Raw genomic sequence first — 13692 nt, forward strand, 5'->3', positions numbered from 1 at the left:
GGCAATGATTAAAACCCCACCCGCGCCATGCAATGCTCGATCAACGCCTCAAGCTCGCGCTGATAATCCTGCATGAACCGCTCCATGGTGCTGGCCCGATAACGCTGGGTGCTGTAGACGCAACGCAGCGCCAACTGACCGTCGTACACCTGGCCGACAACCTCCAGCCAGTTGCCAAGATTGGCCTGCAGGCTGTAGTTGTCGCCGGTTTCCTCCAGCGCCGGCACCAGCAACGCTTGCTCGTCGAAGCTCTGGTCGAACTGGCCCAGATAGTTGAACGTCACCCGTGCCTGCGGCAGGTCGGCCAATTGGCGGGCCAGTTGCGGGTCGGCCAGGTGACGCAACACGCCGTAGCCGATGCCCTTCTGCGGGATGGCCGCCAACTGCGCCTGCACGTTGACGATCGACGCGCCGATGTCCGCGCTGTCGGGAGTGAGCCGTACCGGGAACATGCTGGTGAACCAGCCCAGGCTGCGGCTCAGGTCGATGCTCTCGAACAGGTCCTCGCGGCCGTGCCCTTCCAGCAAAATCAGCGCCGACGGCTGTTCGCTCCAACGACACAGCGCCCGGCTCAGGGCCGACAGCAGCAAATCGTTGATCTGCGTGCGATAGACCGCCGGTGCCTGTTTGAGCAACTGTTCGGTGTGCTCGCGGGACAACTTGAGCCGCGCCTGGGCCTGGTGACGCACCTGATTCTTGCCGCGAAGGTTGTCGCACGGCAGGTCGACGCCCGGCTGATCCAGTTGCTCCAGCCAGTAACCCAATTCCTGCTCGGCAATCACCGGCGCCTGCGCCTGCAGGGCTTCGGCAAATGCGCGATAGCTGCTGGTGCGGATCGGCAGTTGCGGTTCGATGCCCATCACGCAAGCCTCGTAGGCCACCTTCAAGTCGTCGAGCAAAATCCGCCACGACACGGTGTCGACCACCAGATGGTGGATGACCATCAACAGCCGCGCCTGGCCGTCCGGCAAGGCGATGTGCACCACACGCCAGGCCGGTCCATCGTCGAGTTTGAGGCTGCGCTGAGTCAGGTTGGCCAAAGCCTCGACCTGCTCGCTGTTCTCGGCCTCGCGGCGCCACAGCACCGGCTCGCGGCGCTCGGTCGGGGCGGCATAGCGCTGCAACCAGCGCCCGCCTTCCTGACAGAAACGCAGGCGCAAGGTGTCGTGGTGGTTTTCGATCCAGCCCAGCGCTTGTTCCAGGGCATCCAGATCCAGCGTCTGACGCGCACTCAGCAAAAACGACTGGTTGTAGTGATGAGACTCGGCCATGCCTTCGGCAAAAAACCACTCCTGAATCGGCAGCAGATTGAACAACCCCTCACTGGCCACATGGGTGAGGTCCACCGACAGTTGCGCGGTGCCCGCCTTCACCACGTCCTGTTCGACGATGCCGGCGATGGTCTGGTAGCGCATCAGATCGCGAAGCTTGAGTTCCATCTGCAGGGTCGGATGGTTCCTGACCCGGGAAATCACTTGCAGGCTCAGGATCGAGTCGCCGCCCAGTTCGAAGAAGTTGTCGCTGATACCGACCTGCTCCACCTGCAACACCTGCGACCAGATGTCCGCCAGCAGTTGTTCCTGCTGATTGCGCGGGGCAACGTATTCCTCACTTTTGAATTCCGGCTCGGGCAATGCCTTGCGATCAAGCTTGCCGTTGGGGGTGATCGGGAAGGCACTGAGGCAAACGATCTGCGCCGGCACCATGTATTCCGGCAACGTGGTGCGCAGCCCAGCCTTGAGTTCATCGCCCAGCGCCTTATCATCCAAGTGCTGCCCGGCATCGGTGACGACATATCCGATCAGTTGTTTGCCGGAGGCGTTATCCCGGGCGATCACCAAAGCGTCGCGGACCTGCGCCAGTTGCCGCAGACTGGCCTCGACTTCGCCGAGCTCGATGCGGAACCCGCGTACCTTGACCTGATGGTCGATACGACCGACGTAATCGACCACGCCGTCCTGGCGCAAACGCACCAGGTCGCCGGTGCGGTACAACCGCTCGCCGCTGGCAAACGGGTTGGGCACAAAGCGTTCGCAGGTCAGGTCTGGCCGACCGTGATAACCACGGGCAACCCCGTAGCCACCGATGTACAACTCGCCGGCAAAACCTGGCGGCAGCGGATTCAGTTCTTCATCCAGCACATACAGCGAACGCGCGCCCACCGCCCGGCCGATCGGCGCATAAGCCGCTTCACACTGCTGGCTCACCGGCACTTTCCACAGCATCGGAGTGACCACGGTTTCCGTCGGGCCGTAGCCGTTGGTGAAGTACTCGGGACGCAGCGCTGCCTTGACCTGTTCGAAGGTCTGGTCCGGCACCGCATCGCCGCCGAAGCAATAGATGCGCACCGGTGGCGGCGCGATACCGCTGGCCGCGGCGTACTCGGCCAGTTGCTTGAGGTAGGCCGGTGGGAAGCAGGCGATGGTCACGCCGTACTCGTGCAGCGCCTGCCAGGTCTGCTCCGGCGTCCACAGGCAACCGTCCCGCACCACCAACCGGCCGCCGCTGTACAGCGTACTCAACCAGCGCTCATGGGCACCGTCGAAGGCGAACGACATGAAGTGCAGCTCGCAGCTGCGGGGGTCCATTTCATACAGTTTGGCGATGGCCTGACAGTGCATGCTCAGGGGGCCTTGAGTAACCGCCACGCCTTTTGGCCGGCCGGTGGAACCCGAGGTGTAAACCAGATAGGCCAACCCTTGCTCCAGCACGCGACGCACCGGCGCCTCATCGCCATAGCGGGATTCGTCGAGCTGATCCAGCTCAAGGCGTAATAACCCCTCGGGCGCCGGTAATGTCGTTCGCAGGCTGCTCTGGGTCAGCAGCAGCGCCATGCCGGAATCTTCGATCATGTACGCCAGACGCTCCGGCGGATAATCGATGTCCAGCGGCACATACGCCGCGCCGCTTTTGAGCACGGCGAGGAAGCTGACAACCATTTCCAGCGAACGCGGCAGTGCCACGCCGATCACCACTTCCGGCCCCGCGCCGTGCTCGATCAAGCAATGGGCCAGACGATTGGCGCGGCGTTCCAGTTCGCCGTAGCTCAAGCTCAGCCCGGCACATTGCACCGCAATGGCCTCGGGCTGACTCAAGGCGTGTCGGCTGATCAGCTCAGGCAACAGCTGCGGTTGATGCTCCGCCGGCGGCTCGGCGCTCCAGGTTTGCATCGCCTGCCATTGTTCAGGCGACAGGCGCTGCAGGTTACCCAGGCGTTCGTCAGGCGCGCGCATCATCGCTTCAAGGGTGTTTTCCAGGGTCAGGCGAATCCCCTCCACCGCCTCGGCACTGAAGTGGCTGCGCAGGTACAGGTATTCGATCGACAGTTCGTCGCCGAGCGTCACCGCCAGGTCCATCGGCACGTTCGTCACGTCATGGCCGATGGATTTTCCGAAGCTCAGGCCGGTATCGTTGTCCTCTTGCAGGCGGTCGTCGATCGGGTAGTTCTCGAACACGATGATGCTGTCGAACAGCGCCTGCCCGCCCAGGCCGGACCAGCGTTGCACGTCCGCCAACGGAGCCTGGGAATGCTCGCGGATATCCAGGTTGTAAGCCTGGATCCGGTTCAGCCAGTCTGCCAGAGGCTGATCCGGTTCCAGCGTTTGAATGATCGGCAAGGTGTTGATGAACAGACCCAGCATGTTGCCGACATTGGGCAAACTCTCGGGACGCCCGGACACCGTGGCACCAAAGGTCACGGTGTTTTTCCCGGTGTAGCGCTGCAACAGCAGCAACCATGCGCCCTGGATCAACGTGTTCGGCGTAATCCGCAGATCGCGGCAGAACTGCAGCAAACGACCGGTCTGTTGCGCGTCCCAATGGGAGTAAATGGCGTTGTGGCCGGGTTCATCGGACACATGCCGCGGATGGATCGCCTGGCTCAACGCCGTCGCCTCGTTGACCGGGGCCAGCCGGGCTTTCCAGAATAGCTCCCGGGCGTCCTGGTCCTGGGCTTGCAACCAGGCGATGAAGTCGCGGTAGCGGCCGTTTTCAGCGCTGATTTCACCCTTGGCGTAGTGCTGGATCACCTCACCAAACAGCCGCGAGCTGCTCCAGCCATCCATCAGGATGTGGTGACTGGTCCAGACCATCTGATACTGATCTTCAGTGCTGCGAATCAACAACACTCGCTGCAGTGGCGCATGGGTCAGTTCGAAGCCTCGCGCGCGGTCCTCGGCGGCCCGCGCGGCGATGTCCGCCTCGCTGACGTCGCGATCGCGCCAGTCGAGCACCTGCAAATCGAGCGTCGCCTGACGCTGGACAATTTGCAGCGGTTTGGCCAAGCCATCGTGCCAATGGAAGCTGGTGCGCAGGATGGCCTGACGCGCGATGACCGCCTCCCAGGCCTTGCGGAAACGTTCAACATCCAGACCGCCCACCGGCAAACTGATCTGATTGACGTACAGGCTGGAACCATTGTCCGACAAGGTGTGGAACAGCATGCCCTCTTGCATCGGCGACAGCGGATAGATGTCTTCGATCCGGGACGGGGCTACCGGCAAGGCGTCCAGTCGGGCCTGATCCAGATGCGCCAACGGGAAGTCCGACGGCGTGACGCCGTGGCTGTCCGGCTGGCAGCAATGCTCGATCAGCAGCTCCAGTTCCCGGGCGTACTCCTCGGCCAGGCGTTCGATGGTCGAGGCGTTGAACATATGCGTGCTGAACGACCAGCCGACACTCAACTCGCCGCCGTACACTTGGCCATTGAGCGTCAGCCAGTTACCCAGCAGCGCATCGTGACTGTGCTCTGCGCCCTTGACCTCATCGGCCGGCACAAACAAGGCACCGCTCTGGCTATCGAAGCTACCATCGAACTGGCCCAGGTAGTTGAAGGTGATACGCGGTGTCGGCAGGGTCCGCAGCGACGCCTGGCAAGCCTCGTCACCCAGATAACGCAGCACACCGTAACCCATGCCACGATCCGGAATCGCGCGCAGTTGCTCCTTGATTTGCTTGATCGAGCCGGCCAGCTCCCGGGTCGGGGTCAATTTGACCGGGAACAGGCTGGTGAACCAGCCTACTGTGCGGGTCAGATCGAGGCCGTCGAACAACTCTTCACGACCATGGCCTTCGAGCTGAATCAGCACCGACGACTGTTCGCTCCAACGGGCGATCACCCGTGCCAGCGCCGTCAGCAACAGGTCGTTGACCTGTGTGCGGTAAGCCGCCGGGGTCTGTTGCAGCAGTCGTCGGGTCAAGGTCGGGTTCAGGCGACTGTAAAGCGTCAAGGCATGGCGGCTCTGCAGGCTGCCCTGGGGGTTATCTTGCGGCAGCGTCGCGCCGTCCGAGCGCTGCGCCTGCCAGTAAGGCAGTTGTCCAAGCAGCGATTCACTGCGGGCGTGACGTTGCAATTGCTCCGCCCAATGCTTGAAGGACGTGGTCTTGGTCGCCAATGCCAACGGTTCGCCGGCCAGTAACTGGCGGTAGCTGCCCTGCAAATCCTCCAGCAGGATCCGCCACGACACACCATCGACCACCAGGTGATGAACGATCAACAACAAGCGCTGTTCGCCCTCAGGCAAATCGAACAACACCGCGCGCAACAACGGGCCTTGTTGCAGATCCAGGCTGCGTTGGGCGTGTTCGGCGACGCGTTCCAGGTGGGCGGCATCACTGACCGATTCCAGCCACAACGGCGACAGGCGCTGTTGTTCCACGGTCCGATAGCTCGCCGACCAGCTGCCTGGGGTTTGTGTAAAGCCCAGGCGCAGGCCGTCGTGATGATCGATCAGCGCCTGCAAGGCCTGCTCAAGCGTCGCGGCCACCAGAGGGTTCAACGGTTTGAGCAGCACCGACTGATTCCAGTGATGACGCTGCGGCAAGGGTTGTTCGAAGAACCATTGCTGAATCGGCAGCAACGGTGTCTCACCTGTCACCGGGCCCTGATCGGTTGGCGTCAGGGCTTTGCCGAGCTGCGCGACAGTGGCCAGCCCCTGGACGGTCTGCTGCTGGAACAGATCCTTGGGCGTGAAGCTGATTCCCTGCTGACGCGCCCGGCTCACCACCTGAATGGAGATAATCGAATCACCGCCCAGGGTGAAGAAGTTGTCGGTCACGCCGACCCGTTCGAGTTTCAGAATGTCTTGCCAGATCCCGGCAATCTGCTGTTCCAGCGCAGTGCGCGGCGCCACGTAATCGCGCTGCAACTGATTGGCATCCGGGGTCGGCAAGGCCTTGCGGTCGAGTTTGCCGTTGGGGGTCAGCGGCAATTGTTCGATGAACAACCATTGCGCCGGCACCATGTATTCCGGCAGGTGCGCCTTGAGTCCGGCCTTGAGCGCCTCGCTCAGATCGTCCTGCTGTTGCGGGCTCAGATCGGCCTGCGTCGGCACCACATAGGCCACCAGTTGCTGACCGCTATGGCCTTCCACCGCCAGCACCACGCCTTCGCGCACGCTGTCGTGGGCCAGCAGGCGTGCTTCGATTTCACCCAGTTCGATACGGAACCCGCGCACCTTGACCTGATGATCGATGCGGCCGACGTATTCGATCACCCCGTCTTCACGCAAACGGGTCAGGTCGCCGGTGCGGTACATCCGCTCGCCATTGCTGGCCAGCGGATTGGGCACAAAACGCTCGGCGGTCAGGCCCGGACGGAACAGATAGCCACGGGTAATACCGTCGCCGGCCAGGTACAGCTCAGCGGCAACCCCAATAGGCGCGGCTTGCAACTGGGCATCGAGCAAGTGTGCGGTAGTGTTCACCAGCGGCCGACCGATGTTCGCCTGGCCGCCGGCTTCGCGGCGGGTGCAGGTCGAATAGGTGGTGTCTTCCGACGGCCCGTACAAATCGTAAACGTGCTCGACCGAGGTCTCGCGGTACAGCGTGTCCACCAGGCTTTGCTTGAGCGGTTCACCCGCAAGATTGATGATGCGCACGCCTGGCGGGATCTGCCCGGCGCGCTGCAAGGCCGCGATGGCCGACGGCACGGTGTTGATCAGGCGCACCTGATCGCGCTCCGGCAGGTCGGGCAATTCCAGGGCGTTGCGCGCCATGATGATCGAACCGCCGCGGGCCAGGGTGACGAAAATCTCCCACACCGACAGGTCGAAGCACACCGAAGTCGAGGCCAGCACGCCTTGCAGGTCCTCTTCGCTGTACACCTCATGCGACCAGTGTATCAACGCCTGCACGTTGCGATGAGCAATCGCCACGCCTTTGGGTTTACCGGTGGAACCGGAGGTATAAATCACATAAGCCAGGTTGGCGGAGTCAATCCGGCCCTCAAGGTTGTGCGACGCCAGGTCGGCGAAGGCCTGCCCGCCCGCCTCGACCCACACCACTTGGGCTTGGGTCTCGGGCAACTGCGACAGCAAGTGCGGCTGGGTCAGCAACACCCGCGCCTGACTGTCGTCGAGCATGTAGGCCACGCGATCCGCCGGGTAGTCCGGGTCCAGCGGCACATAGGTTCCACCGGCCTTGAGCACCGCCATCAAGGCAATCACCAGTTCGGCGGAACGGGGCATCGCCACGCCCACGCGGATTTCCGCGCCGACACCCAGCGTTTGCAGATGACGGGCCAACTGATTGGCGCGGCGATTGAGTTCGGCATAGCTCAGCTCGGCGCCGGCATGGCGCAAGGCAATCGCCTGTGGCCGCGCTTCGACCTGGGCTTCAAAGCCTTGATGGATCAAGGCTTGGGTCGGATATGCGGCGTGATGGTCATTCCATTCGGCCAGCGTGCGCAGCTCGGTCGCCGGCAACAAGCCGATCTCGCCCAGCAAGCGTTGCGGTGCGTCGAGGAACTGACGCAGCACTTCTTCCAGATGAGCCGCCAGGCCGACAATGCTGCGCTCGGCGAAGTGCTCGGTGAGGTAATTGAAGTCCAGGCTCAACACCTCGCCGGCACCGGCGATCAGCGTCAGGCCGTAGTTGGTTTGCTCACGGTGTTCGAGACCGCTGAAACGCAAGCCGCCCGGATTGGCCTCCAGGGTGTCGGACACCGGGTAGTTTTCGAACACCAGCAAGGTGTCGAACAACGCGTCGCCGTTGAGCGCGGCCAGGCGTTGAATGTCTTGCAATGGCGTCTGTTCGTAATCGCGCAGCAGCAGGTTCTTGTCCTGCACGCTGCGCACCCAGTCGCTGACACTGCAGGTCGCTTGCGGGCTGGCGATCACCGGCAGGGTATTGATGAACAGGCCCAACTGTTGCTCGATACCCGGCAGGTCCACCGGGCGACCGGACACCGTCGCGCCAAACGCAACACTGCTCTGCCCGGTATAGCGCTGCAACACCAGCAGCCACGCGGCTTGCACCAGGCTGTTGAGCGTCACTTGCTGCTGGCGCGAGAAACCGTTGAGGCGCTGGGTGAAGGCTGCGTCAAAGGTCAGCTTATGCACGCCTTTGCCGGGGCCGGGCACGGTTTGCCCGTGGCAGGCCGAGGCCAACCGCGTCGGTTCATCCAGCTCGGCCAACTGCCCGCGCCAGAAGGCTTGCGCCGCGTCCTTGTCCTGGCGTTGCAGCCAGGCCAGGAAGTCGCGATAACGACCCTGCGCACTCGGCACCGGATGCCCGGCGTAATCCTGCAGCACTTCGCCAAACATCCGCGAGTTGCTCCAGCCGTCCATGAGAATGTGGTGGCAGGTGAAGATCAGGCGATGACGGTCATCGGCGGTGCGCAACAGGCACAGGCGCAGCAACGGCGGGTTCTGCAAGTCGAAACCACGTTCGCGATCGGCCAAGGCACGGGCCTCAAGCACGGTTTGCAAGTCCGGCTCCGCGCGCACATCCACTTCCGGCATTTCCAGGGTCAGCTGGCGATAGATCACTTGCAGCGGTGTATCGAGGCCGTCGCGGCCCCAGATGAAACCGGCTCGCAGCACTTCATGACGGTCCACCACCCGCTGCCAGGCTTGCTGGAAGCGCGGTACATCCAGACCGTCGATATCCAGCAGCATCTGATAGACGTAAGCGCTGGCGTCGGCGTCGTACAGGCTATGGAACAGAATGCCTTGTTGCATCGGTGCCAGCGGGTAAATGTCCTCGATCCGCTGCGCGGCGATCGGCAGGCTGTCCAGATGCGTTTGGGACAACCCGGCCAATGGCACATCGGAAGGGGTCAGGCCGCCGCTCGGATGGCTCAGGCAATGGTCGATCAACTCGCCCAGCGCAACTTCATAAGCGCGGGCCAGGGCGTTGATGGTCGCCTCTTCGAACACGTCACCGCTGTAAGTCCAGGTCAGGCTCAATTGCCCTTGATAGACGCGGCCGTCGATGGTCAGCCAGTTGCTCATCGGCGCCTGTTCATCTTGCCCGGCGCCTTTGTCTTCGGTGGCCGGCACCCACAGGGCGCCTTCGTCGAAGTTGTTATCGAACTGCCCCAGGTAGTTGAACGTCACCTTGGGTTGGGACAAGCCGCTCAGGGCCGTTTGCGCAGCGTCGCTGCCCAGATACCGCAGCAAGCCAAAGCCGATGCCTTTGTTCGGGATCGAGCGCAGTTGTTCCTTGATGCCCTTGATGGACGCTTCGAGGCTGGCCTGCGGAGTCAGGCGCACCGGGAACATGCTGGTGAACCAGCCCACGGTACGGCTGAGGTCGAGGTCATCGAACAGGTCTTCGCGGCCATGCCCTTCGAGCTGCACCAGGGCGCTGTCGGAGGCGGTCCATTCACACAAAACCCGGGCCAGTGCGGTCAACAGCAAATCGTTGACCTGGGTGCGATACACCGCTGGCGCCTGTTGCAGCAGTTGCCGGGTACGCTCGGCATCCAGACGGGTATCGACGCTGCGCTCGAAACGGTTCTGCAATTGTCCATCAGGGTTATCCAGCGGCAAATCCGCCGGGGCTTCGGCCAGTTGTCCGCGCCAGTAATCCAGCTCGGCTTCCAGCCCGGCGCTGCGCGCATAACCTTGCAGGCGTTCACCCCAATCCTTGAACGCCGTGGTCTTGGCCGGCAGGCGCAACGGCATGCCGGCGCTCAGTTGTTGATAAGCGGTTTGCAGGTCTTCCAGCAGAATCCGCCACGACACACCATCGACCACCAGGTGATGGATCACCAACAGCAGTCGCTGACTGGCGTCGGGCAGATCCACCAGGGCCGCGCGGATCAACGGGCCGTCGCTCAGGTTCAGGCTGCGCTGCAACGCCAGGCACAGCGCCGGCAAAGCCTCGCTGTCTGGCAACGCCACAGTGCGCAGCAGTGCGTTCGGCTGATCGACGGCGGCATGTTCCTGCACCCAGTCACCTGCAGTCTGGCGATAGCGCAGACGCAAGGCATCGTGATGCCGTTGCAGGTGTTCCAGGGCCTGCTCCAGCGCAGCCGCTTGCAGAGGCTCCGCCGGGGTCAGCAGGATCGACTGGTTCCAGTGCTGACGCTGAGGAATCTCGGTGGCGAAAAAGTACTGTTGAATCGGCGTCAGCACGGCAGCGCCGAGCACATCACCTTGCATCGCCCGCACCGCATCGCTCTGCTGTGCGACGGTGGCCAGGCGTTGCACGGTCTGGTGCTGGAAGATGTCCTTGGGCGAGAAGCGGATGCCCGCCTGCCGCGCCCGGCTGACCACCTGAATCGAGATGATCGAATCGCCGCCCAGTTCAAAGAAGTTATCGTTGAGCCCGACCCGCTCGACTTTCAACACGTCCTGCCAGATCTCGGCCAGGCGCTGTTCGAGTTCGCTGCGCGGTGCCGCGTAAGCCTCTTGCACCAGGCTCACATCAGGGTTGGGCAGTTGCTTGCGATCGAGCTTGCCGTTGGCGGTCAGCGGCAGGCGGTCGAGAAATACCCAGCTGACCGGCACCATGTAGTCCGGCAGGGTTTCACGCAATTGCGCCTTGATCGAATCGCGCAAGCTGGCGTGGGCATCTGCCTCCAGTGGCTCGCTCGGCACGATCCACGTGGCCAGTTGCTGCCCGCTGAGCCCTTCGACCGCCAGCACCACGGCTTCACGCACCGCGTCATGGTTGAGCAATTGGGTTTCGATTTCTCCCAGCTCGATACGGAAACCGCGAATCTTCACCTGATGGTCGATACGGCCGATGTACTCGATCACCCCGTCGCCGCGCAGCCGCGCCAGGTCGCCGGTGCGGTACAGACGTTCACCGGCCACAGGATTGAACGGATCCGGAACGAACCGGGTGGCGCTCATGCCCGGCTGGTTCAAGTACCCCCGCGCAAGCCCGGCCCCGGCGATGTACAACTCGCCGATGCACCCTTGGGGCACCAGGTTCAGCGCGTCATCGAGCAAGTACCACGACAGGTCGACAATCGGCTCGCCGATCGGGCTGCTGTGGGTCTGCTGCAAGTCCGCCATGGACAGCGGGCGATAGGTCACATGCACGGTGGTTTCGGTGATGCCGTACATGTTGATCAGGGTCGGCGCGTGGTCGCCGAAACGCTCGAACCAGGGACGCAGGCTCTGCACTTCCAACGCTTCGCCACCAAACACCACGTAACGCAGCGCAGGGTTGCGCGACGAAGCACTGGCCACCTGCATCAGCGGTTTGAACGCCGATGGCGTCTGGTTCAGAACGGTGACTTGTTCATCACAGAGCAAGGTGTAGAACTCTTCCGGTGAACGGGTGACGTCGTGGGGCACCACCACCAGTTTGCCGCCGTGAAGCAGCGCACCGAAAATTTCCCAGACCGAGAAATCGAACGCGTAGGAATGGAACAGCGTCCAGCTGTCCTCGGGGCCGAAACCGAACCAGTGATCGGTGGCGCTGAACAGGCGAATGACATTGCCATGGGGCAGCAACGCGCCTTTGGGCTTGCCGGTGGAGCCGGAGGTGTAAATCACATACGCGAGGTTGTCTGCGGTGGTCCGGCAAGGTGGATTGGCCGTGCTGCTTTCCGGTAGCGGTTGATTCAGGTCCAGACAGGCCAGCCCCGGTGGAATCGGCAACTGCGCCAGCAGATGTCCTTGAGTCAGCAACAACTCGATCCCGCTGTCCTCGATCATGTAGCGCAAACGGTCGTCGGGGTAGCTCGGGTCCAGCGGCACATAAGCGCCACCGGCCTTCAGCACGGCGACAATGGCGACGATCATGTCCAGCGAACGTTCCACCGCCACGCCCACCCGAACATCCGGGCCAACGCCACGGGCGATCAACTGAAGCGCCCATTGGTTGGCCCGGCAATTGAGTTCGGCATACGTCAGTCGTTGCCCGGAGAACACCACCGCTGGCGCATCTGGATGACGCTCGGCCTGAGCCTCGATCAACTGATGAATGCACTGGCTGACCGGGTGCACCACCGGGTTCGGGTTCCAGTGCGTGAGCAGTTGTTGTTGCTGCGCATCATCGAGCACCGGCAGCTGGGCAATGCACTGGGTCGGGTCCTGAACGATCGCCCGCAGCAGGTTGCGCCAGTGCTGCGCCAGGCGCTCGATGGTCGAAGCTTCGAACAGGTCGGTGGCGTATTTGAGCACCGCTTCAATGCCATGGACCTGCTCGGTGGTGTTCAGCACCAGATCGAATTGTGCGGTTGCGCTTTGCCATTCCAGCGGCTCGATGCTCAAGCCGTTCAACCGAGTCTCGACACTGATGCGGCTTTCGGCCTGGTGATTGAACATCACCTGGAACAACGGGCTGTGACTCAGGCTGCGTCCCGGCTCCAGGGCTTCCACCAGTTGTTCGAACGGCAGGTCCTGATGCGCCTGGGCTTCCTGGGCTGTTTGCCGAACCTGGCGCAGCAGATCGACGAAGCTGGCTTGACCGTCGACGTTTGCCTTGAGCACCTGAGTGTTGACGAAGAAACCGATCAGACGCTCGATCTCCACGCGTCCGCGGTTGGCCACCGGCACACCGACGCGGATGTCGGCCTGGCCGCTGTAACGGTGCAACAAGGCCTGGAACGAGGCCAGCAACAGCACGAACAGCGTGACGTTTTCCCGTCGGGCAAAGGCCTTGAGACTGTCGCTCAGCGTCGGGTCCAGGATCAGGTTATGGCTGGCCCCGGCAAAGCTCTGCTCCACCGGACGCGCGCGGTCAATGGGCAGCTCCAGCACCGGCTGCTCGCCGCCGAGCTTTTGTTGCCAGTAGGCCAGTTGACGTTCCTGTTCGCCGGCCTCCATCCACTGTCGCTGCCACAGGGCGTAGTCGGCGTACTGAATCGGCAAGGCCGGTAGCCCGGTGTCATGCCCGAGGTTGAAACCGGCATACAACTGCACCAGTTCCTCGATCATCACCTGCAACGACCAACCGTCCGAGACGATGTGGTGCAGGGTCAGCACCAGCACGTGATCATGCGGGGTGACTTGCAGCAGGGCCGCGCGCAACAGCGGGCCGGTCTGCAAATCGAAAGCTTGCTGGCTCTGGGTCTGGACGAAGGCCTGGATCGACGCTTCCGGGTTTGCCGCCAGTTCAGGGCTCAGCTCGTGAGTATCCAGGGTAAACGATTCTGCCGGCAGGATCGTTTGCAAGGGTTGCCCGGCGTCTTGAGTGAACACCGTGCGCAAGGTTTCGTGACGTTCAATCAGCGCCTGGACGCTGCGCTGCAACGCGGCCACATCCAGCGGGCCCTGCAAGCGCAAGGCCGTGGGAATGTTGTAGGCCGCGCTGTGCGGCGCCCATTGCCAGAGAAACCACTGGCGCTGTTGAGCGTAGGACAACAACAACGGTTCTTCAGCCGTGCGCTTGAAAACCGGGGCAATGTCAAAAAGGTTGACGCCTTTCTGCTTGAGCAGAACCGCCAGAGCCTTTCTTTGCTTAGCCGAAAGTTGTCCTACCGACTCGATTAACTCTTGCACGCGTTGT

At 62.6% G+C, this 13692-nt stretch carries 1 protein-coding gene; it reads right to left on the reverse strand.

Annotation, left to right across the window (positions count from 1 at the left end; translation table 11 throughout):
- Positions 1-8: 8 nt before the first annotated feature.
- Positions 9-13685, reverse strand: a complete 13677-nt coding sequence (locus ACZ3HH_RS23545) for a non-ribosomal peptide synthase/polyketide synthase (RefSeq protein WP_465808146.1) — start codon at positions 13683-13685, stop codon at positions 9-11.
- Positions 13686-13692: the final 7 nt, after the last annotated feature.

The organism is Pseudomonas sp. PME37.24/025 (assembly GCF_055556615.1).